This is a genomic window from Macrococcoides bohemicum (assembly GCF_003259675.1).
Classification (GTDB): Bacteria; Bacillota; Bacilli; order Staphylococcales; family Staphylococcaceae; genus Macrococcoides; species Macrococcoides bohemicum.
The window spans coordinates 460,088-481,296 of record NZ_PZJG01000001.1 but is presented as its reverse complement, the minus strand read 5'-3'; the positions used below and the strand labels follow the sequence as shown (position 1 = coordinate 481,296).

The window sequence follows — 21,209 nt, the reverse complement described above, 5'->3', positions numbered from 1 at the left end:
TTTTATTATTAATATTATGATGTTTTTTTGTTATAATGCTATTGGTAGGTGAATTTATGAAAAAGATTATCGCACTTCTTGTTTTAGTTATTCCAATTTATTTTGCAGGTTTAGGTATCAAATGGATGCGAGATGCTGTTTTTGGTATTCTTGTCCCAGAACTCCATTTTATTTGGCTGCAATTTTTAATCGGACTTATCTTAATGGTACTTGGTGTTAGTTTTGTAGGCGGCTATATTCTTCATATCGAAAAGAAAAGTAAACGTGCTCAAGAAAAATTTTATAAAAAACAAGAGAATCAGTCCTAATAATGGATGATTCTCTTGTTCTTTATTTTTATCAATGTTGTTTTAACAAATAATCTTTTTTTAATTTTACCGCTACTTCTACTTCATCTGTTATAATGGCATCGATTTCTTCTTCCAGCCAGTACTGTATTTCTTTTGCGCGATTAACCGTGTAGACACGTGCTGGTAAATTATATCCTACTACTTCTTGTCTTTTCGCATCGGTCATATAACTTTTTCCATAAGGATGCACTGATTTAATGCCATGTGACTCCAAATATATCCACGGCTCACCCAAATCTTTATCTGTAAGTAGTGCTGTGTCATAACTCGAATCAATCTTTTCTATATATAAAAGACTTTCAAGATTAAAACTTGATATGATAATACGCTCTTTCATGTCATAGTGACTTAAAAGTTTGAGTAGCTCTTCTTCAAGCACACCTTCAGTAACACCTTTTATTTCAATATTTAATGTCATATCAGTTGTAATGATCCAGTCCATCACTTCTTTTAACGTTGGGACTTGTTCGTCAGTTATTTTAAATAAACCATTCTTAATACGTGCATTTTTGATTTCATCTAATGTTAATTGATTGACTCGACCTTTCTGATTGGTTGTACGATTTAAGGTTGGATCATGGATGACAATAATTGCTTTATCGACAGACATATGTATATCAAGCTCTATTCCATCTGCACCATGTTCATAAGCTTTTTTAAAGCTTAGCATCGTATTTTCAGGATAAAGTGCAGCATACCCTCTGTGTCCAATTATTTTAGTCATGATAATCCTCCAAGAGGTAATCGATTAGTTCGCCACTCGTCGGTCGATTTAATTTTCCACGTTTGCTAAACACTTCCTGTAAACCGTTATCCCATGCTTTTTCAATTGCATGTCGTATAGAACGTTCTACATTTGCATTCTTAACATTGTTTCTTTCTGCAATCTTTGGATATAAATCAATTGTTAAGTGTACTTTCTTCGCTCGTTCTTGTTCGCTTCTAGCAGATAATATTTCAATGGCATCCTGTATATATCGCGTACCTTTATGTTTTTCTTTAAATCCTAACTGTTCTAATTTATCTTGTCTGAGGACTGATTCATCAATATTACAGATCTGACAAATACGATTGACAAAATTATCAAAATTAATCGGCTTTAAAATGAAATAATCAGCTCCGGAATCCATTGCTTCTGACAGCACAGAATCTTTTCCAAACGCACTTAAGCAAATAATTTTAAAAGGATGGTTCGTTGGAATATGCTCTTTTAACAGTGTAATTCCATCGATATGTGGCAATATCAGGTCAAGTAACAGTAAATCAAATTCAACATCATTGATCATATTAAGTGCATCCTTACCGTTATGACACATTCCGACGACCTGCAAATTATGTTTTTCTAGATGTGTTTTTATTGTTACTGCGAGTTCTCGTGAATCTTCAATAATTGCAACTTTAAGCACCATACTTCTTCATCCTTTTTTTACTTCTTATTTTGATTGATTAATTCAGCTGCATGTTCTAATGTGAGTGGCGTCACTTCAACACCTGAGATCATTCTTGCAACTTCTTTTATGCGTGATTCTCCATCGAGTTCAGTTACTCTTGTAGTGGTTCTGTCATCTTGTTCTTTTTTCTCGATATAAAGATGATGATCGCTAATTGCAGCAACTTGTGGTAAATGTGAAATACAGATAACTTGTATATGCTGTGAAATATCATACATTTTCTCAGCCATTTTTTGAGCGACTTTACCAGAAACACCTGTGTCTACTTCATCAAATAAAATTGCTGTTTTACCTTTCGACTCTGCAAATATACTTTTCAAAGCAAGCATCATACGACTTAGTTCCCCACCAGATGCTATTTTCTCCAGCGGTTTCAATGGTTCTCCTTTATTTGGGCTAATCATAAATTCTAAAGATTCAATACCGGTTACGCTTGGTTCAGTCTTAGTAAATGCCATTTCAAAGTTTGCACTTTTCATCTCTAAATTATGAATTTCATCTAATATTTCATTGCGTAGTGTTTGAGCTACTTTACGTCTTGCTTTGCTTAAATCATTTCCTAACGACAGAAGTTTTGATTTTGTCTGTTCAATTTCCTTTATCAATTGAGTAGTAGATTCTTCAATATTTTCAATCGTATTAATTTCTTTTTCTAACTCATCAATAAAAGGTATCAGCTCATTTAAAGGTTTTCCATACTTACGTTCTAGAAATTGTATTTCATTCATACGCGTCTCTAACTGATTAAGTTCATTCTCATCATATTCATTTTGAGACATCGCATCATGCAATGCATGTTTTGCATCATCTAAAATATAATACAGACCTTCCGACTCCTCTAATGTCTTACTAAACTTGTTTGGTATAATTTCATCCACTTCTTTAAGTGATGCGTTAAATTTGAATAGTAAATCTAATATTTGATTTTCTTCGCTTAATAGATTAACTGATTTTGTTAAAGCATCATTAAGTTTCTCATAATTTTGCAGTCGATTAATTTCTTCTGTTAACGTTTCTTTTTCTGAGGCGATTAATTCCTTTTCACTTAATTCTTTATGTTGATATTTTATTAAATCTAAACGTTGCAACAACTCTTCATCTTTTTGCTGCAAGTTTTTCAGCTCATTCGTCTTCTCAACATATTGTTTAAAGGTTATCTGATACTCCGCCAGTAAAGTATCATAATTGCCTTTTGCATAATCATCTAATAATGTCAGATGATATTTTGGTTTTAACAGGGTCTGTGTTTCGTGTTGCCCATGAATATCCAAAAGCTCCTGCATGATACTTTTTAATTCTGTTAATGTTACGGTCTGATTATTGATCTTACATATACTTTTACCCGTCTTTAAAATTTCACGTTTTACCAACATAAAATCATCTAATGGAATATCTTTTTCAATGAGCATATCCTTTACTCGAGGATTATGGTCTATATCAAATATACCTTCAACAATCGCTTTATTTTCACCATGACGCACTAAAGTCTGACTTGCTCGAATACCAATGAGTTGTCCGATTGCATCGATAATGATTGACTTACCTGCACCAGTTTCTCCACTAAGTACAGTTAAACCATCTTTTAATTCAATTTCTAATGCCTCGATTATTGCAAACTGTTTAATAGATAACGACAAAAGCATATAAAATCCCCCAATTAAAGCATGTTAAAAATACGTTCAGTGATCACTTCTGCTGCTTTTTTATCTTTACAGATTAATAGGCAAGTATCATCACCACAAATTGTACCGATCACTTCTTCCCATTCTAACTGATCTAAAATAGCACCGATTGACTGTGCATTTCCTGGTAAAGTTTTTAAGACAAGTAAATTGTCAGCACTATCCAATTTAACAAATGAATCCATTAAATAGCGTCCTAATTTATCTAACGGATGATATTTTCTGTCTCTTGGTAGTGAGTAAATATATTGTCCACTAGGTGTGGGTACTTTAATTAATTGTAATTCTTTAATATCTCGAGAAATAGTTGCTTGTGTTACATTTAAATTATATTCATTTAATTTCTCAACGAGATCTTCCTGTGTTTCTATTTGTTGATTAGAGATGATCTCTCTGATTTTAATTTGTCGGATAGTTTTATTGGCCATACCTACGCCCCCCTTGTACCTGTATAATTATACAGATAATTTTAGCATACATACAATTTATTGTATACGAAAAAACCACCGAATTTGCCTCGGTGGTTTAATCATTTAATATGTTAAACGCTTGTTCCACAATCATTGCTGTTGATTGTGACAGATTTTTATCATTGATAACAGAATTAATAATTTCATCATTATCAGAAATAACTTCACCATGTAATAAATATTCAATATTACCTTTTTGCCCAGTAATTGGTGAAAAGGTAATACCGTGTACTTGAATATTAAGTTTCTTACAAAGCTGAATCATTTCATCTAATACCCGGATATGTTCATCTTTATCATGAACAATTCCTTTATCAACATATTCATATCTTGCTTCAAATTGGGGCTTGATGAGTGCAATAATCGTGGCACCAGGTTTTACTATTTCAACAAGTTTATTGAAAATCACTGATAAAGAAATAAAACTTACGTCTATCGTGATAAAATTCGGTGTAGGATCAAACTGTTCTTTCATCACATATCTAAAATTTGTCTGTTCCATGACTGTAACTTTATCATGAACACGTAAACGATAGTCTAATTGATTCGTACCGACATCCAAAGCATATGAATGACGCGCACCATTTTGTAATGCACAGTCTGTAAATCCACCAGTAGAAGATCCGATATCGAGATGAATGACATCAATTAAATTTAAATCAAAATATTCAATTGCTTTTTCAAGTTTATATCCGCCACGACTTACATATTTTTTCCGTTTATCTTTCACGCGGATTTTTGCAGTTATAGGATTAATTTTCTCACCTGCAGTGTCAATACGAATATTGTCATTAAAAATGAGACCTGCCATGACTGCTCGCATAGCGGCATCTTTTGTTTCATAATAGTCATGTTCAACGAGCCAATCATCTATTCTAATTTTTTTCATGTTTACGCTTTAGTGATTGTTTTATTTCATTGATAATATTTGCTTTTGAAATCCCGATATCATTCAGTAATAATTCTACATCACCATGTTCAATATATTCATCGTCAATTCCGATGCGTTTAATATCTATATGTTGATGTCTATCATTGAAGTAATTGACGATTAATGACCCAAAACCACCGCTCAACATCGACTCTTCAACTGTAATTATTGCTTTATTTTCCTTTGCAATTTTATCCAGATAGTCTGTATCTAACGGTTTAATAAATCGTGCATTAACCACTTCAATATTGATGCCTTCTTTTAATAGTTCATCACGCACTTCTTCAATAAGTTGTAATGTCGGTCCGAAACTTAGTACTGCGACATCCTCACCATCATGAAGGGTTTCCCATTTACCATATGGTACGGGTTGCAAGTTAGCATCCACATCCACACCAATACCATTCCCTCTTGGATAACGTATCGCAATAGGGCCCGTGTATTCATAAAATGCACTATGCAGCATATGACGCGCTTCATTCTCATCTTTTGGCATCATAATCGTAATATTCGGCATATGACTTAAGAAAGGTATATCAAAGACACCTTGATGTGTTTCGCCATCTGCTCCAACAAGACCTGAACGGTCAATTCCAAATACTACATGTAAGTTTTGACGGTCGACGTCATGCAGCATTTGATCATAAGCACGTTGTAAAAATGTTGAATAAATGGCCACATAAGGTTTCATGCCATTAGCAGCTAATCCACCCGCCATCGTCACTGCATGCTGTTCTGCTATACCAACGTCAAAGAATTGATCCGGTAATTCTGCCTGAAACCTCGTTAACTTACTACCTACTGGCATCGCCGGTGTAATCGCAACAATATGTTTATCTTTTTCTGCAAAACTTTGTACCGTGTCGCTGAAGATTTGACTCCAGGCTGGTGCTTTTGAGCTACCTTTTACCTGTTCGCCCGTTTCTAATTTATATGGTCCTAATCCATGCCAAGTCCCAATCTTATCGTTTTCTGCCGGTCGGTAACCTTTACCTTTTTTAGTAATAACGTGAACGATAACTGGTCCGTTAATACGTTTAGATGTCTCGAAAGCTTCTTTAAGATCATTAAAATTATGCCCGTCTACTGGCCCGACATATTTAATGCCAAGCTCCTCAAAGAATACACCTGTTACAACAAGATATTTCAGACTATCCTTAATACGATCAGCTGAATCTCTTAGTTTATGTCCACCCGGTAATTTACTTAAGAAACCGTCAATATCAACTTTTGCACGGTTATAGTTTTGATTCGTGCGTAATCGACCAAACATATTATGCATCGCACCAACGTTAGGCGCAATACTCATTTCATTATCATTTAAGACGATTGTCATATCAGTTTTATCATGTCCGATATGATTTAAAGCTTCAAGTGCCATACCACCTGTTAAAGCTCCATCTCCGATAATCGGTACAACATCATAATCTTCACCTAGAATATCACGCGCTTTTGCCATGCCGATAGCTGCTGAGAGTGAAGTTGAAGAATGTCCTGCTTCCCATACATCATGCGGACTTTCATTTAATTTCGGAAATCCACTTAAACCTTTATATTGGCGTAACGTATCAAATTTCTCTCCACGGCCAGTTAATATTTTATGAATATATGCCTGATGTCCTACATCAAAGATAAGTTTATCTTGAGGACTGTTAAAACTTCTATGCATGGCGATTGTTAATTCTACAACACCTAAATTTGCCCCAATATGCCCTCCGGTAATTGCGCATTTCTCTATAAGAAACTGACGAATATCACCACTTAATTCAACTAACTCATCATCTGTTAAATTTTTAATAAACGATGGATCTTTTATTTTCGATACATCCATGAATTCCCACCTACATCTCTCTTACTATAATATGTTACCTATTATATCATTGTTTATGAATGCATGAAAAATAAAAAAAGCCTTATACAGGCTTTTTATTTATTTCTATCAACAATAAAATCAATTAATGCTATGAGTGGTGCTTTATTTAATGTAATGTCCTTAACAATTTCTATCGTCTCATTATAGATTTCATTTAGTCTTTGTTTAGATGCTTCAAGACCGATTAGTGAGACGTATGTGCTTTTTGCATTTTCTGCATCACTTCCAACAGTTTTTCCGATTGACTCGAAATCACCTTCTACATCTAATATATCATCTTTAATCTGAAACATTAATCCAATATTTCTTCCTACTTTATCTAGCGACAATAAAATATCATCATTCAGATTTAGTATAATACCTGCAGCATAAATAGATGCGTGAATTAAATCTCCTGTTTTATGATGGTGAATTGTCTCAAGCGTCATCATATCAATTGATTTATTTTCGCTTTCCATATCAAGCATCTGTCCCGCGACCATACCTTTAGACCCGGCAGCATCTGATAATAATGTTATCAGTTTTATTTTAGTTGCGTCTGAATAGTTGCCTGATATTATTTGATGGAAACTATCCGTTAGTAAGGCATCTCCTGCTAAAATAGCTGTTGCTTCACCATATACTTTATGGTTTGTGAGTTTGCCTCTGCGATAATCATCATCATCCATTGCAGGAAGATCATCATGAATCAACGAATATGTATGTATCATTTCGACTGCCAAACCAAATGCTATCCCATCATCTGGATTACCACCCAGACTTTCAAGCGTTGTCATTAACAGTAATGGGCGCACACGTTTACCTCCCGCTTTTAACGAATAGATAATCGATTCATTTAATTGTGATGATACGGCTTTTTCCTGATAATTTTCATCGATTGCATTATTAATCGCTTCAATATATGCCTTATTCATTTGTATCTGCCTCTTGTAGTTTAGCGATTTTCTGCTCAGCTTCTTTCAGTTTATCCTGACATGCTTTAGATAATTTGACACCTGCTTCATATAGTTCAATGGATTTTTCAAGCGAAACATTTTCATTATCAAGTTGTTTAACAATCGTTTCTAATTCGTTCATCATCGTTTCAAAATCTTTAGCCATGGAAGACACCCCTAGTTATTTCTTTTCAATTACTTCACTGATTAGTTTACCATCCTTGATTTCAATTTCTAACCTATCACCAATTTTCACATCATCTACAGAACGCACTATCGCATCGTTATATCGCGTAATACTATATCCTCGTAGTAATGTTTCTGTTGGACTTAAGCTGCTAAGCAGTGCAAGTCGAGATTGAAATGCTGTTTGTTTCATTGACATCAAATACTGTACTATTCTGTCCATTTGATGTTGTTTATTTTCAATTTCTTTGTGGTAATACTTTACCTTATCCTCTAATGTCTTAGGTGTAATATGCTGAGTTAAAGTTGAAGAACGATGCTTTTGTTGTTGCAGCATCGTATTCACCAGGTACTTCATATTATTCTGAATTTCATCGATTCGCTGAACTTTTTGTTCAACAAGCATATATGGATTCTTAAAAATATAATAATTCTCAAGCTGATTTAAGTGCTGCACTTGATGACGTAATATATTGTTCATTTTATGATTCATGAATTCACGTGCTTTATTAATCTGCGCATCCAATTCACGGACGTCAGGCGTTGCAAGAACAGCCGCTCCAGTTGGTGTTGGTGCACGTAAATCTGCTACAAAATCTGATAAAGTCGTATCCGTTTCATGTCCTACTGCTGAAATGATAGGTGTACGTGCATTATATATAGCTTCAACAACAGCAGCTTCATTAAATGCCCATAAATCTTCAATTGAGCCCCCACCACGTCCAAGAATGATTACATCGACACCGATAGCATCTGCTTGTTCAATATTTTTTACGATATCTTCTTTAGCACCTGCACCTTGTACTAGTGTCGATATATACGTTACTTCTGCCAATGGATATCTATTATTTAAAGTAGTCCGTATATCCTGTACGGCCGCTCCTGTGCTTGCTGTAAGTACTGCAATATGCTTCGGATATTTTGGTAAAGACTGTTTATGTTCTCTATTAAAATAACCTTTTTCCTGAAATTCCTTTTTAAGTTGTTCAAATTTCTCATATAATAACCCAATACCATCAAGCGTCATTGTATTAACATACAATTGATAGTTGCCTCGTGCCTCATATGATGAAACACGTCCGGTAATAAGTACACTATCTCCCTCTTTAGGAGTAAAAGATAATTTACCCGCATCACGACTAAACATCATACATTGAATAATGGCACCGTTATCTTTTAATGCAAAATAATGATGTCCACTAGAATGACGTTTATAGTTTGAAAGCTCACCCTTTATATAGACTTCCTGTAAATAAGGATCTCTATCAAATTTTACTTTTATATATTTACTTAACGCACTTACCGTTAAATACTTTTCCATATCATCACTACGCTTTATTTTTAATTATTTCACTTAAAACACCGTTGATAAATTTATAGCTGTCATCATCGCTATAAGTTTTCGCTAAATTTACCGCTTCATTAACAACTACTTTTTCCGGTGCATCAGTGTATAGCATTTCATAAGTACTCATACGTAAAATAATTCGATCAATCTTATTGATACGGTCAAGCGTCCACTGTTTAAGATGAGGTGATATTTTACCATCGATGTCTGTTTCATAAGCTTTCACACCACGAACGATTGATTCACAAAATTCATCCTTTAGAGGAGGCTCAATAATAAAAGCTGTTGCTTCTTCAATTGTAATATCATGTTCCTTTGTTTCTAATTGAAATAATATTTGTACTGCATGTTGTCTTGATTCTGTTCTTGACATATGTTTCTCCTTCAAAAATTTAGAGGATGCAAGCATCCTCTAAATTAATTTTCTTTAAATTTTACATTAACGATATGCACATTGATTTGTTTCGGACTAATCGCAGTCATATTACCTAATGCATTTTTTATAGATTGCTGTACTTGTGTTGCCGTCTTAGAGATTTTTGTACCATAGTCGAAAGCACAGTATGCATCGATAATGATATCTTCATCCTTAACTTCTACGTTAACACCTTTTTGATTTTTAACGCCTAATTTATCGAGAGATTTGTTCTTTTGAACAAGTGATACACCTTTGACTTCAGATACAGCGATTGAAGCGATGACTTCAATTACACTTGGTGCAATTTCAACAGTACCTAAATTGCCTTTTTTATTTGTTTCAATCATTGATATATGCCTCCCATCTCATATTAATACTATAACATGTTTTAAGTATAATATTAAATGCTAAATAAAAAAACGCTTATGCGTTTTTTTATGAAAGTATTTCATTTTGTTCTAAAAACTTCGTGCTATAATCATTAGATCTGAAAGTATCATTTTCCATTAATGCAATGTGGAAAGGTATCGTCGTATCAACTCCCGTTACAACAAATTCATCTAGTGCACGTTTGGCACATTCAATCGCTTCTGCACGTGTTGGTTGATATACGATTAGTTTAGCCACCATCGAGTCGTAGAAAGGTGGAATTATATAGTTCGTATAACACGCTGAATCTATTCTTACACCATTTCCACCTGGTACAACATATTGAGTAATTTTACCTGGAGATGGCATAAAATTTTTATATGGATTCTCTGCATTTATTCTGAGTTCAATCGCATGACCTGACATCATAACATCATCCTGTTGTGTCGTGAGTCTTTCTCCTGCGGCAATTTTTATCTGCCATTTCACCAGATCAATTCCTGTCACCATTTCAGTCACCGGGTGTTCAACCTGAATGCGTGTATTCATTTCCATAAAGTAAAATGCTTTCGTTGCTAAATCATAGATAAATTCAACCGTACCAGCACCTTCGTAATTTACAGCTTCAGCTGCACGTACTGCTGCCTGACCCATTGCTGTTCTCGTTGTATCATCTAAAATAGGCGAAGGTGATTCTTCTACAAGTTTTTGCATACGACGCTGGATGGTACAATCTCGCTCACCGAGATGTATTACATTACCGTATTGATCAGCCAATATTTGGATTTCCACATGACGAAATTCCTCGATAAATTTCTCTAAATATAGCCCTGGATTACCGAAAGCTGTAGCAGCTTCCTGTTCAGTCATCATATAACCATTGCGAAGTTCTTCATCATTTCTTGCTACACGTATCCCTTTGCCACCGCCACCAGCAGTCGCTTTTAAGATAACCGGATAACCCATTTGATTCGCAAGTGTCAATGCATCTTCAACACTTTCTAATAATCCATCACTTCCAGGAACAACAGGAACATTTGCTTTTATCATTTCTTTCTTGGCTACGTCCTTGATTCCCATTTTAGAGATTGAATAGTGACTCGGTCCGATAAATTTAATTTGACATGCTTCGCACATTTCTGCAAAATTTGCGTTCTCAGCTAAAAAACCATACCCAGGATGAATACCATCACAACCTGTAGAGCTTGCGATCATTAAAATATTCGGGATATTTAAATAAGAATCTTTCGATTGTTTCGGTCCGATACAATAAGCTTCATCTGCAATTTGAGTATGTAAGGCATCACGGTCTGCCTCAGAATAGACAGCCACTGACTGTATATTTAACTCCTTTAACGCACGAATGATTCTTACTGCTATCTCGCCACGATTTGCGACTAATACTTTCTTCATATTATTTCACCTTAAATAACGGTTGTCCGTATTCAACCATTTGTCCATCTTCAACAAGAATTTCTACAATCTCTCCTGAGATTTCAGCCTGAATTTCATTAAATAATTTCATTGCCTCCAGAATACATACTGTACTGTCTGCATTGACTTTATCCCCAACACTCACGTATGGCGCACTTTCAGGTGAAGGTGATTTATAAAATGTTCCAACCATAGGTGCATTAATCGTCTTACCAGTATCTATATGTTCTGCCGGTGATATAGCGTTTGTTTGAGGTTGAGCGTGCGTCTGTGACTGTATTTGCGGTGTATGCATAACCTGTGCTGATGGTACTTCATACATTGAAGTAATCGGTGCCTGTACTATTTCTTTTTCTTTTTTAATCACAATTTTATATTCATCCTGCTCTAAATTTAATTCAGTTAATGTTTTTGATGTGTCTATTAAATCTACAAGTTTCTTTATATCTTCAAATTTCATGATGTACCCCTTTTTTATACAAGATTTTATGACTAGTTACTAATTTATTTTATCCTAGTGGTCAGACCAATACAAGAAAAAAATAAAAGACATGCAAAATATGCATGTCTTGATAAAATTTTGAAGCCTATCCACGTGATACATATGAACCATCAGTTGTATTGATGATTAATTTATCACCTTGGTTAACGAATAAAGGTACATTTAAAGTATAACCCGTTTCAACAGTAGCCTGTTTCGTAGCACCCTGTGCTGTATCACCTTTAATACCAGGTTCTGTTTCAGTTACTTCTAATGTTACAGTATTTGGTAATTCAACACCTAACGTTTCACCTTCATACATTTGAATATGAACTTCCATATTTTCTTTTAAGAATTTTAACTCGTATTCAATCGTGCTTTCCGGCAATTCTAATTGTTCATAAGATTCATTATCCATGAATACATGTTGGTCGCCTGAAGCATATAAATATTGCATACGTTTATTATCGATTTGTGCTTTACCTACTTTTTCACCAGCACGGAAAGTTTTTTCCTGAATTGCACCAGTACGTAAGTTACGTAATTTTGAACGTACGAATGCAGCACCTTTACCTGGTTTTACGTGTTGAAATTCAATAACTCTCCAAATCCCGTTATCTACTTCAATTGTTAAACCTGTCTTAAAATCGTTTACTGAAATCATTAAATTTCCTCCTAATTAGCTCTCTTATAAAATAATAAGGTCTTTTGTTGAATGTGTAAAGCGCTTTAGTCCATTTTTTGTTACTAAAACATCATCTTCTATACGTACGCCACCTACACCATCGACATATATACCAGGTTCTAATGTTACACACATATTTTCTTCCAGAATATGAGGAGATTTTGAAGATAACATTGGTCCCTCATGCACTTCAAGCCCTATACCATGCCCTAATGAATGTCCAAAATTTTCTCCGTATCCGTAAGATTCAATCACATCTCTGGCAATTTTATCGGCCTCGACTCCAGACATACCCATTGTAATTTCATTTAAAGCTTTCATTTGTGATTCTAATACGATGTTATAAATCTTAACCATCTCTTCACTTGGATCACCAACAGCAATCGTACGCGTAATGTCTGATATGTAACCATTGTATATCGCACCGTAATCAAAGGTGATCATTTCACCAGATTGAATCACTTTATCACTAGCGACACCATGGGGTAATGCTCCTCGTACACCACTAGCAACTATTGTATCGAAAGAAGAACCAGATGCCCCTAGTTCACGCATTTTCATCTCCATTAAGTTATTAATCTGCATTTCAGTCATACCAGGTTTTGTTATTTCTAAAATATAGTCAAAAGTAGCATCAGCAATATCTGCCGCTTTCTGGATAATTTCAATTTCGTGCGGTTCTTTTATCATTCGGATACGTTCTACTTCCCCAGCAACATTAACAAGTTCATAATGATTACTTAATAAACTTTGATGTTGCTGATATGTAATAAGATCTCCCTCAAAACCAATAGATTTATAGCCATATGTCTCTATTAACATACGAATTTCATCAAGTATCGGTTTACTGTGTTTAACAATTTCAAAAGCTGAAGCTTGGTTAGTAGCCTGTTCAATATATCTAAAATCAGTCACTAAAATTTTCTTATCTCTGGAAATGATTAAAGCACCGCTTGAACCTGTAAATCCTGATAAATATCTTCTGTTATAATGTGATAGTATAATTAAAGCATCTAAAGATTTTTCGCCTAGCAAGTGATTTACTTTTTCAAATTTCATTTTATTACTTCCTCTCTATATATAAGCTTTTTTATAACATTATATCACTAGTGTTGCATTAAAATAACTTAACCTTCAGTTATGGATTGAATTTTCAAAAAACTTATTTTATGTAAAAAAATTTCCTTTATAATGGTTGGAGGTAGTAAAACTCATCCAAATCCAACAATAAAGGAAACAACCTATAGATAAGTTTACTAAAAAATCATCATTTGAACAATGGATGTCTCCCATTGATTTTAAAAAAGTTTCAAAACAAGTAACAATACTTAATTTAGATCATTATACAAAGAAGCTGAATACACTGTCATTTGTAAAACTTTTATTATATTCACAATTAAGTAGAAAGTTAGCAGAAGTATCAACTCAAATCTTTCAGAAAATTTTTAAGAGCATACTCCAAATTACACGGTTACTTAAAGCTTCTATATAGAAAAGTAACCATCTGTAGATTCGAAGAATCAGTGAGAATGTACCATAAAACATAAATGTTTTGACGCTCTGCCAATGGAAATTATATAGTAAAAAAACGGATGATTACTACCTTTATTTAGGTGTTTTCAAATTTTAAATTTTCGAAGAAAATTTAATATCTGAATTTTCAATCTTTATTTATGCAACACTAATGATATTATATATATGTTAACATATATAAAGACACTATTTGAATTGAGGCGTAACAAAATGAAAAAAATATTTTTACTATTTATTACTAGTCTACTACTAACAGCTTGCGGACCATCAGAAGCAGAACAACTTACGAAAGAAAAGAATACTTTAACTAAAGAAGTTGAACATTTAAAAGAAAAAGTTGAAAATGAGAAAATGAAACATATTTCAAAAAATAACACATTAAAGAATATAGATAACGAACTCAAACAAGCCAAAAGTGGTAACACTATAACAAATGACTTATACACGCAAAACTTTAAAGCTTACACTACTCAATTAGCAACCGCATTTAAAACATACTCTGACATAGAAGGTAAGATTGATCAACTGAAAGGAGATGCGTTGGTGTCAGATCGTTTATCTGATGTAAAACAAACTATCGATGATGCGGTTCAAACATATGAAGCGCCATTTAAAAAAGCTAATCCGCCTAAAACGTTTGAAGAAATCCATGACCAGATTCAACATGCTAACAAGCATATGAAAAAAGCGATTTCTAAGATTGAAAAAGGGTATGATAAAAAGAATAAGACGCTTGTTTCAGAAGGAAAAGCTACCTTACAGAAAGTAATCGATCAGTTTAATGAAATACAGTTCCAATAAAAAACCGGCATGATTCACAGTATGAATCGTGCCAGTTTTCTTTTTGTATTATATTCTTTATAAATAATTGATGTATAACTTTGAATAATTATTTTCGATACGTCCAATCATCATTTTTATATTTTTCAATTAAACGATTCGTCTCATCTCTTAATTCATCGGTCATTTCAAAAGGGACTAATTTTTTATTTAAACCTTTTTCAAAACCTTTAAAGAATGCTTCTTCCATCAATTCTATCGTTATTTCTTTATCTGTTAGATCCTGTATACTGACTGCCTTAGAATAAAAAGCTTTTTTCATTTTATCTTTAAGTCTCGGATTTTGATATGTGAATAAGTCAAAAAGCTCGTCAACGTCAATGGATTGCAAAATAGAACCGTGTTGTAATATCACACCTTTTTGACGGGTTTGTGCACTCCCGGCAATTTTACGACCTTCTACAACAAGTTCATACCAACTAGGTGCATCGAAACAGACTGAACTTCTAGGATCTTTCAGTTTAGCGCGTTGTTCTTCTGTTCTAGGAACAGCAAAATAAGCATCAAAGCCTAAATCAATAAATCCTTCAAGTAGACCTTGAGAAATAACACGATATGCTTCAGTAACAGTCTTGGGCATTTCAGGATGTGCTTCAGGTACGATAACACTATATGTAAGTTCTTTATCATGTAGTACACCACGACCGCCTGTAGCACGACGTACTAAACCATATCCTTTTGATTTTACCTTTTCTATATCAATCTCTTTTTCTAATTTTTGAAAATAACCGATTGATAGTGTCGCAGGATTCCATCCATAAAATCGAATAACAGGAGGCAGCTTACCTTCTGAAACAAAATTGAGTAATGCTTCATCCAAAGCCATATTAAAATAAGGATCATTTTTCTTCGTATTTATAAATAACCATTCTTCTTTTTTACTATTTTCCATCTCAATCAAACTCCCCAACGTAATAACATCAAATAAAAATAAAATAAATGTAAAATAACTTTGAAATCATATGATTTTATTACTATAATAAATCTATGATTATAAAAGGAGGACTACTAAAATGACGATGTGGTATATTTTAGGAATCGTACTTCTTGCTTTGTTAGTTTACATTCTAATTAATTACTCTATCAATCGTAAAGCTGTTACAGAATTAAGTCAAGATGACTTTAAAAGCGGTTTAAGAAAAGCGCAGGTCATCGATTTACGTGAAAAAGCAGATTATGATTACGGACATATTAACGGTGCAAGAAACATTCCTATGACAATATTCAGAACGAGAATGCTTGGGTTACGTAAAGATCAACCGATCTACTTTGTAGATGCAAATGGTATCTCAAGCTATCGTGCAGCACGTATGCTGAAAAAACACGGCTACAATAATCTTTATATGCTGAAAAATGGCTATAAAGACTGGAAATATGATTTAAAAGTGAAAAAATAATTTAAAATTTTTTGACGGGACAAATTAGTCTCGTTTTTTTTTTTTTAATATAAATAAGCAAAGCACGTATGAATTCATGCTTTGCTTATATTAAAACTCAATATTACTTTTCGATCGATCCTGAATATTTTAATACTGGTTTACGCGCTGCCATTGTTTCATCAAGACGTCCGATAACAGTATCATGAGGCGCTTCTAATACGATATCTGGATTCTCTTCTGCTTCTTTAGCAATTTGAATCATCGTATCGCAGAATGAATCCAATGTTTCTTTTGATTCAGTTTCAGTTGGTTCAATCATCATACATTCCTCAACATTTAATGGGAAGTAGATTGTTGGTGGATGGAAGTTAAAGTCTAACAGACGTTTTGCCATATCTAACGTTCTCACACCAAGTTTCTTCTGTTTAGAACCACTGATTACAAATTCATGCTTACAATGACGATCATATGGTAATACGAAGTAGTCTTGTAATCTTCTCATCATGTAGTTCGCATTTAATACAGCCACTTCAGATGCTTCTTTTAAGCCGTCTGGTCCCATTGTACGGATATACGTGTATGCACGTAAGTAAATACCAAAGTTACCGTAGAATGGCTTAACACGTCCGATAGATTGTTCACGGTCATAATCAAATTTAAATCCATCTTCAGTTTTAATAATATGTGGTTTTGGTAAGAATGGTACTAAATCAGCTTTCACACCAACTGGTCCAGAACCTGGTCCGCCACCACCGTGTGGTCCAGTGAAAGTTTTGTGTAAGTTTAAGTGAACTGCATCAAATCCCATATCTCCAGGGCGTACTTTACTCATGATTGCATTTAAGTTTGCACCATCATAGTATAATTTACCACCGGCCGCATGAACGATTTCACGAATTTCTAAAATATCTTCTTCAAATAAACCTAATGTATTTGGGTTTGTTAACATGATAGCCGCTGTATCTGGTCCAACTACACGTTTTAAATCTTCAATATCAACTAATCCAAATTCGTTTGATTTAACTGTAACTGTTTCAAAACCAGCAACTGTTGCTGATGCCGGGTTAGTACCATGTGCTGAGTCTGGTACGATTACTTTTGTACGGTTGTGGTCACCATTTGCTTCGTGGAACGCACGAATCATCATTAATGCAGTCCACTCACCATGTGCACCTGCTGCAGGTTGAAGCGTAACTTCATCCATACCAGTAATTTCTTTCAAGTGTTCTTGTAAATCATAGATCACTTCTAACGAACCTTGAATCGTTTTTTCATCTTGTAGTGGATGCGCTGCTGCAAATCCAGCCATACGAGCAACTTTCTCGTTGATTTTTGGATTGTATTTCATCGTACAAGATCCAAGTGGATAGAATCCAGAATCAACACCATGGTTTTTATTAGATAATTCAGTGTAATGACGCATTAAATCTAATTCAGCGATTTCTGGTAACATGGCGCGTTCTTTACGAATGAACTTACTATCTAAAATATCTTCAACTTTTTTATTTTCAACTTCTAATTCAGGTAATGAATAACTGAAACGATCTTCTTTTGAACGTTCAAAAATTAATGGAGAGCTTCCTTTAAGCATTGAACACACCTACTTTCGCGATAAATATATCGATCTCTTCTTTCGTACGTAACTCGGTAACAGCGATTAACATATGATTTTCATACTTGCTATCCACTTGACCAAGATCATAACCACCAATAAATCCATCTTCTAATAATTTTTCATTGATTTCAGAGATTGGTGCGTTAAATTTAACTACGAATTCATTGAAAGTTGTACCAGCTAATACGGTGAAACCTTCAGCGATCATTTTTTCTTTCATGTAGTTAGCTTTTTGTAAATTTTGGTTCGCCATCTCGTAGGCACCGTTTTTACCTAATGCACTCATTGCAACAGATGCTGCTAATGCATTTAATGCCTGGTTAGAACAAATATTTGAAGTCGCTTTATCACGACGGATATGTTGTTCACGTGCTTGTAAAGTTAATACGAAACCACGGTTACCTTCACTATCTTGTGTTTGACCTACTAAACGACCTGGCATTTTACGCATTAATTTGTTTGTTGCCGCGAAATATCCACAGTGTGGTCCACCAAGTTGAGCCGGGATACCAAATACTTGTGCATCACCAACAACTAAGTCAGCACCAAATTCACCAGGAGGTGTTAATAATGCTAAGCTCATAGGGTTACTTGATACTACGAATAATGCTTTTGTACCTTCTGTGTATGATTTAATCGTTTCTAAATCTTCAATACTACCAAAGAAGTTTGGATATTGAACCATAACACATGCAGTATCTTCATCGATTGCTGCTTTTAAAGCATCTAAATCTGTTACAGTATCTTTAACATCGATTTCAACAACTTCTAAATGTTGACCCGTTGCATAAGTTTGTAAAACAGCACGTGATTGGTCGTTAACTGCTTTAGATACAATAATTTTTTTCTTTTTAGTGTGTCCACATGCTAACATCGCCGCTTCAGCAAAAGATGTTCCGCCATCATACATAGATGAGTTAGCGCAATCCATACCTGTTAGTTCAGCAATCATCGTCTGGAATTCAAAGATAGCCTGTAATTCCCCTTGAGAGATTTCTGGTTGATATGGTGTATACGCTGTATAGAATTCACTACGAGAAATAACATGATCAACTACTGTAGGAATATAATGATCATAGACACCAGCACCTAAAAATGATGCGTGTGTGTCGCTTGTAATATTTTTATTTGCAAGCGCAGATAATTCTTTTAATAAAGGTGTTTCTGCTTTACGAGGTTTAATATTTAAATCCCCTTGAAAGCGGACGCGTTCAGGAATATCCTGGAATAATTCGTCGATAGACTGGATACCGATTGTATCCATCATTTCTTTTTTATCAGTTTCTGTTAACGGAATATAACGATGACTCATTTTTTCAACCCCTTAATTTTTATGGAATGGTGTTTTTACAACTTTGGCTGGTACTAATTTTTTACGTACTTGAACATATACTTCATTACCAATTTCGGTTTGATCGATATTAACCAATGCTAAAGCAATTGAACGACCAGTAGATGGTGATTGAGTACCACTAGTAACATAACCAATTTTATTTCCTTCTTTATCTTGTACTTCATAATCTGTACGTGCGATTCCACGTTCCAACATTTCTAATCCAGCTGATTTACGTGTTAGACCTTCTTCTTTTTGTTTTGCAAGAACTTCACGACCAATAAAATCGGCTTTATCTAATTTTACGCTGAAGCCCATTTTAGCTTCATAAGGTGTAATGTCAGTAGACAAATCTTGTCCATGTAATGGTAAAGCTGCTTCTAAACGTAATGTATCACGCGCACCTAAACCACAAGGTACAACACCTAAATCTAATAAACCTTCCCAAATTGCAACTGTGTCTTCTGCAGCACAATAAATTTCAAAGCCGTGCTCACCAGTATAACCAGATTGACTAAAGATAACGTTCTTACCGAAGATTTCAACATCTTGAATAAATTCAAACATTTTTAATGATGCAATATCTTCTTTAACTTGTGATTTTAATACTTCTAATGCTTTAGGACCTTGAACCGCAATTTGTCCGTATTCTTTCGATACGTTCGTTACAGTTACACCATCAATGGTATGTTTTTGCAACCATTCAAAATCGATGTCTGTATTACCCGCATTTACTACTAATAAATATTTGTTTTCATCAAGTTTGTAAGCAACTAAATCGTCAATTACGCCACCATTTTCGTTACAGATCATTGTATATTGTGCTTTTCTATCAGTTGTCTTTGTAATATCGTTCGTTAAAACACTTTGAAGATATTCTACAGCTTTTTCACCTTCAACAATAATCTCACCCATATGACTTACATCGAACATTCCAACATTTTCACGAACAGCAATGTGCTCTTCTTTAATACTAGAAAATTGAACAGGTAAACCCCACCCAGAGAAGTCAATTACTTTTGCACCGTCTTCAATGTATTTGTCATACAATGGTGTTTTCTTTAATTCAGTCATGATTATCCTCCTAAAAATATAATAAAAAAACAGCATAGCAAATGCTATCCTGTTGATTTCTTCAGGTTACGTCCGAAAATTATCCTTTTGCCTGAGAGTTTATATAGCTTGCCCCTTCGGCGATGATCACTCATTCTCTCTAATTTTCATCATCCGTCATTATTTGATTGTGAATTTCCTGAACACTTAAAGTTACATCATGCTCATTATAGACCTTGATGTATGCGATTTCATTATAACGTGAAATTCTACTGTTGTACAACTCTTTAATTTCTTCAAACGATTTATTCTGAGCATTGGGACGGTTAGTATCACCAACAATTCTATTATACACAGTATCAATGTTCGTATCTACCCAAATATTTAAATTATTTTTCTGTAATATTTCCAAATTGTTCGGATTTTCAATAATACCTCCCCCAGTTGCTATGATCATATTCTTGTTTATGTATGTTTTTAATACATCATGTTCCAATTTACGAAAATAAGACGCTCCATATTTTTCGAATATTTCAGGAATCGACAGATTTTCCTTTTCTACTATCGCTTTATCCAAATCTATAAATGGTAAATCCATTTTACGAGAAAGCAATTCTCCAATGGTTGTCTTTCCTGCACCCATAAATCCTATTAATACAATTGCCATCACTTACCCCCTATTTAAAAAAGCTATTTCTTTTGTGAAATAGCTTCAATAATTTCATTAAGATAATAATGCTCAAGATTATCTAATGTATTAAATTTTAACATGTATCTTGTACTGAAGTAACTTAAAAAAAATATTGTAAGCATTAATAACATCAGCATAGATGGAAAGATAAA

At 34.1% G+C, this 21,209-nt stretch carries 24 protein-coding genes and 1 riboswitch; of the genes, 4 read left to right on the top strand and 20 right to left on the bottom strand.

Translation table 11 applies throughout. The annotated features are described in order from the left end of the window. The first annotated feature begins 56 nt into the window (after positions 1–56). Positions 57–308 (top strand): DUF2627 domain-containing protein, encoded by a 252-nt coding sequence (locus BHX94_RS03240; RefSeq protein ID WP_096076389.1) that lies wholly within the window; start codon positions 57–59, stop codon positions 306–308. Positions 309–339: 31 nt separating this feature from the next. Here the strand turns inward: BHX94_RS03240 and BHX94_RS03235 are convergent, their stop codons facing one another. From BHX94_RS03235 to BHX94_RS03165, 15 genes are all read right to left on the bottom strand, one after another. Continuing rightward, entirely contained in the window at positions 340–1,074 is a 735-nt protein-coding gene (locus BHX94_RS03235) for a glycerophosphodiester phosphodiesterase family protein (protein WP_111744874.1), read from the bottom strand. Further along, positions 1,067–1,759, bottom strand: a complete 693-nt coding sequence (locus BHX94_RS03230) for a response regulator (RefSeq protein ID WP_111744873.1) — start codon at positions 1,757–1,759, stop codon at positions 1,067–1,069. Before BHX94_RS03230 ends, BHX94_RS03235 begins: the two co-directional genes overlap by 8 nt. Positions 1,760–1,776: 17 nt before the next feature. Then, positions 1,777–3,444 (bottom strand): DNA repair protein RecN, encoded by a 1,668-nt coding sequence (gene recN, locus BHX94_RS03225; RefSeq protein ID WP_096076386.1) that lies wholly within the window; start codon positions 3,442–3,444, stop codon positions 1,777–1,779. Between the two features lie 14 nt (positions 3,445–3,458). After that, complete coding sequence (ahrC, locus tag BHX94_RS03220) at positions 3,459–3,911, bottom strand: transcriptional regulator AhrC/ArgR (protein ID WP_096076385.1); 453 nt, start codon at positions 3,909–3,911, stop codon at positions 3,459–3,461. A 97-nt stretch (positions 3,912–4,008) separates the two neighbouring features. Next, positions 4,009–4,842: a TlyA family RNA methyltransferase gene (locus tag BHX94_RS03215; protein WP_111744872.1), complete on the bottom strand. Its 834-nt coding sequence runs from the start codon at positions 4,840–4,842 to the stop codon at positions 4,009–4,011. Continuing rightward, positions 4,829–6,715 carry a 1-deoxy-D-xylulose-5-phosphate synthase gene (gene dxs / locus BHX94_RS03210; protein ID WP_096076383.1) on the bottom strand — a complete coding sequence of 629 codons (1,887 nt, stop codon included), beginning with the start codon at positions 6,713–6,715 and terminating at the stop codon, positions 4,829–4,831. Before dxs ends, BHX94_RS03215 begins: the two co-directional genes overlap by 14 nt. Before the next feature lie 95 nt (positions 6,716–6,810). Next, a complete protein-coding gene (locus BHX94_RS03205) occupies positions 6,811–7,671 on the bottom strand; it encodes a polyprenyl synthetase family protein (RefSeq protein WP_111744871.1) in 861 nt (286 codons plus the stop codon). Continuing rightward, the gene (xseB, locus tag BHX94_RS03200) at positions 7,664–7,858 is read right to left on the bottom strand and encodes an exodeoxyribonuclease VII small subunit (protein WP_379875025.1); all 195 of its coding nucleotides are present in this window, start codon (positions 7,856–7,858) and stop codon (positions 7,664–7,666) included. The genes BHX94_RS03205 and xseB overlap by 8 nt, the downstream gene beginning before the upstream one ends. 15 nt (positions 7,859–7,873) lie before the next feature. Beyond that, positions 7,874–9,199 (bottom strand): exodeoxyribonuclease VII large subunit, encoded by a 1,326-nt coding sequence (xseA, locus tag BHX94_RS03195; RefSeq protein WP_111744870.1) that lies wholly within the window; start codon positions 9,197–9,199, stop codon positions 7,874–7,876. A 7-nt stretch (positions 9,200–9,206) separates the two neighbouring features. Continuing rightward, positions 9,207–9,599, bottom strand: coding sequence for a transcription antitermination factor NusB (nusB, locus tag BHX94_RS03190; RefSeq protein WP_111744869.1), 393 nt, complete (start codon positions 9,597–9,599; stop codon positions 9,207–9,209). 44 nt (positions 9,600–9,643) lie between these two features. Beyond that, complete coding sequence (locus BHX94_RS03185; protein WP_096076378.1) at positions 9,644–9,991, bottom strand: Asp23/Gls24 family envelope stress response protein; 348 nt, start codon at positions 9,989–9,991, stop codon at positions 9,644–9,646. An 88-nt stretch (positions 9,992–10,079) separates the two neighbouring features. Further along, positions 10,080–11,426 carry an acetyl-CoA carboxylase biotin carboxylase subunit gene (accC, locus tag BHX94_RS03180; protein ID WP_111744868.1) on the bottom strand — a complete coding sequence of 449 codons (1,347 nt, stop codon included), beginning with the start codon at positions 11,424–11,426 and terminating at the stop codon, positions 10,080–10,082. 1 nt (position 11,427) lies between these two features. After that, positions 11,428–11,907, bottom strand: coding sequence for an acetyl-CoA carboxylase biotin carboxyl carrier protein (gene accB / locus BHX94_RS03175; RefSeq protein ID WP_096076376.1), 480 nt, complete (start codon positions 11,905–11,907; stop codon positions 11,428–11,430). Positions 11,908–12,034: 127 nt separating this feature from the next. Next, a complete protein-coding gene (gene efp, locus BHX94_RS03170; protein ID WP_096076375.1) occupies positions 12,035–12,592 on the bottom strand; it encodes an elongation factor P in 558 nt (185 codons plus the stop codon). A gap of 24 nt (positions 12,593–12,616) precedes the next feature. Further along, positions 12,617–13,672, bottom strand: a complete 1,056-nt coding sequence (locus BHX94_RS03165; protein WP_111744867.1) for a M24 family metallopeptidase — start codon at positions 13,670–13,672, stop codon at positions 12,617–12,619. A gap of 184 nt (positions 13,673–13,856) precedes the next feature. Here BHX94_RS03165 and BHX94_RS03160 point away from each other — a divergent pair, with 184 nt between their 5' ends. Both BHX94_RS03160 and BHX94_RS03155 read left to right on the top strand, forming a co-directional pair. Further along, complete coding sequence (locus BHX94_RS03160; protein ID WP_257790039.1) at positions 13,857–14,105, top strand: DUF4372 domain-containing protein; 249 nt, start codon at positions 13,857–13,859, stop codon at positions 14,103–14,105. Between the two features lie 251 nt (positions 14,106–14,356). Continuing rightward, positions 14,357–14,947 (top strand): LXG domain-containing protein, encoded by a 591-nt coding sequence (locus BHX94_RS03155; RefSeq protein WP_111744866.1) that lies wholly within the window; start codon positions 14,357–14,359, stop codon positions 14,945–14,947. Positions 14,948–15,035: 88 nt separating this feature from the next. Here BHX94_RS03155 and BHX94_RS03150 read toward each other — a convergent pair whose 3' ends face one another. After that, on the bottom strand, positions 15,036–15,878 hold the full coding sequence (locus BHX94_RS03150) for a lipoate--protein ligase family protein (RefSeq protein WP_096076371.1): 843 nt from the start codon (positions 15,876–15,878) through the stop codon (positions 15,036–15,038). A gap of 121 nt (positions 15,879–15,999) precedes the next feature. On the opposite strand from BHX94_RS03150, the gene BHX94_RS03145 reads away from it, so the two are divergent. Then, positions 16,000–16,383, top strand: a complete 384-nt coding sequence (locus BHX94_RS03145) for a rhodanese-like domain-containing protein (RefSeq protein ID WP_096076370.1) — start codon at positions 16,000–16,002, stop codon at positions 16,381–16,383. Between the two features lie 103 nt (positions 16,384–16,486). Here BHX94_RS03145 and gcvPB read toward each other — a convergent pair whose 3' ends face one another. From gcvPB to BHX94_RS03125, 4 genes are all read right to left on the bottom strand, one after another. Continuing rightward, on the bottom strand, positions 16,487–17,956 hold the full coding sequence (gene gcvPB, locus BHX94_RS03140) for an aminomethyl-transferring glycine dehydrogenase subunit GcvPB (protein WP_096076369.1): 1,470 nt from the start codon (positions 17,954–17,956) through the stop codon (positions 16,487–16,489). Next, on the bottom strand, positions 17,949–19,292 hold the full coding sequence (gcvPA, locus tag BHX94_RS03135; RefSeq protein WP_096076368.1) for an aminomethyl-transferring glycine dehydrogenase subunit GcvPA: 1,344 nt from the start codon (positions 19,290–19,292) through the stop codon (positions 17,949–17,951). The genes gcvPB and gcvPA overlap by 8 nt, the downstream gene beginning before the upstream one ends. 12 nt (positions 19,293–19,304) lie before the next feature. Beyond that, positions 19,305–20,390 (bottom strand): glycine cleavage system aminomethyltransferase GcvT, encoded by a 1,086-nt coding sequence (gene gcvT / locus BHX94_RS03130; RefSeq protein ID WP_111745086.1) that lies wholly within the window; start codon positions 20,388–20,390, stop codon positions 19,305–19,307. A gap of 66 nt (positions 20,391–20,456) precedes the next feature. Then, positions 20,457–20,540, bottom strand: a riboswitch (glycine riboswitch). Further along, positions 20,527–21,033: a shikimate kinase gene (locus BHX94_RS03125; protein ID WP_096076367.1), complete on the bottom strand. Its 507-nt coding sequence runs from the start codon at positions 21,031–21,033 to the stop codon at positions 20,527–20,529. Its footprint overlaps the riboswitch before it by 14 nt. Positions 21,034–21,209 lie beyond the last annotated feature (176 nt).

What these genes read in the sequence shown, in the direction of transcription:
- BHX94_RS03125 (WP_096076367.1), bottom strand. Translation starts at nt 21,033, where the DNA reads ATGGCAATTGTATTAATAGGATTTATGGGTGCAGGAAAGACAACCATT.
- nusB (WP_111744869.1), bottom strand. Translation starts at nt 9,599, where the DNA reads ATGTCAAGAACAGAATCAAGACAACATGCAGTACAAATATTATTTCAA.
- BHX94_RS03240 (WP_096076389.1), top strand. Translation starts at nt 57, where the DNA reads ATGAAAAAGATTATCGCACTTCTTGTTTTAGTTATTCCAATTTATTTT.
- xseA (WP_111744870.1), bottom strand. Translation starts at nt 9,199, where the DNA reads ATGGAAAAGTATTTAACGGTAAGTGCGTTAAGTAAATATATAAAAGTA.
- BHX94_RS03150 (WP_096076371.1), bottom strand. Translation starts at nt 15,878, where the DNA reads ATGGAAAATAGTAAAAAAGAAGAATGGTTATTTATAAATACGAAGAAA.
- ahrC (WP_096076385.1), bottom strand. Translation starts at nt 3,911, where the DNA reads ATGGCCAATAAAACTATCCGACAAATTAAAATCAGAGAGATCATCTCT.
- BHX94_RS03205 (WP_111744871.1), bottom strand. Translation starts at nt 7,671, where the DNA reads ATGAATAAGGCATATATTGAAGCGATTAATAATGCAATCGATGAAAAT.
- accB (WP_096076376.1), bottom strand. Translation starts at nt 11,907, where the DNA reads ATGAAATTTGAAGATATAAAGAAACTTGTAGATTTAATAGACACATCA.
- BHX94_RS03165 (WP_111744867.1), bottom strand. Translation starts at nt 13,672, where the DNA reads ATGAAATTTGAAAAAGTAAATCACTTGCTAGGCGAAAAATCTTTAGAT.
- BHX94_RS03215 (WP_111744872.1), bottom strand. Translation starts at nt 4,842, where the DNA reads ATGAAAAAAATTAGAATAGATGATTGGCTCGTTGAACATGACTATTAT.
- recN (WP_096076386.1), bottom strand. Translation starts at nt 3,444, where the DNA reads ATGCTTTTGTCGTTATCTATTAAACAGTTTGCAATAATCGAGGCATTA.
- BHX94_RS03155 (WP_111744866.1), top strand. Translation starts at nt 14,357, where the DNA reads ATGAAAAAAATATTTTTACTATTTATTACTAGTCTACTACTAACAGCT.
- dxs (WP_096076383.1), bottom strand. Translation starts at nt 6,715, where the DNA reads ATGGATGTATCGAAAATAAAAGATCCATCGTTTATTAAAAATTTAACA.
- gcvPB (WP_096076369.1), bottom strand. Translation starts at nt 17,956, where the DNA reads ATGCTTAAAGGAAGCTCTCCATTAATTTTTGAACGTTCAAAAGAAGAT.
- BHX94_RS03145 (WP_096076370.1), top strand. Translation starts at nt 16,000, where the DNA reads ATGACGATGTGGTATATTTTAGGAATCGTACTTCTTGCTTTGTTAGTT.
- BHX94_RS03235 (WP_111744874.1), bottom strand. Translation starts at nt 1,074, where the DNA reads ATGACTAAAATAATTGGACACAGAGGGTATGCTGCACTTTATCCTGAA.
- efp (WP_096076375.1), bottom strand. Translation starts at nt 12,592, where the DNA reads ATGATTTCAGTAAACGATTTTAAGACAGGTTTAACAATTGAAGTAGAT.
- BHX94_RS03230 (WP_111744873.1), bottom strand. Translation starts at nt 1,759, where the DNA reads ATGGTGCTTAAAGTTGCAATTATTGAAGATTCACGAGAACTCGCAGTA.
- accC (WP_111744868.1), bottom strand. Translation starts at nt 11,426, where the DNA reads ATGAAGAAAGTATTAGTCGCAAATCGTGGCGAGATAGCAGTAAGAATC.
- xseB (WP_379875025.1), bottom strand. Translation starts at nt 7,858, where the DNA reads ATGGCTAAAGATTTTGAAACGATGATGAACGAATTAGAAACGATTGTT.
- BHX94_RS03185 (WP_096076378.1), bottom strand. Translation starts at nt 9,991, where the DNA reads ATGATTGAAACAAATAAAAAAGGCAATTTAGGTACTGTTGAAATTGCA.
- gcvPA (WP_096076368.1), bottom strand. Translation starts at nt 19,292, where the DNA reads ATGAGTCATCGTTATATTCCGTTAACAGAAACTGATAAAAAAGAAATG.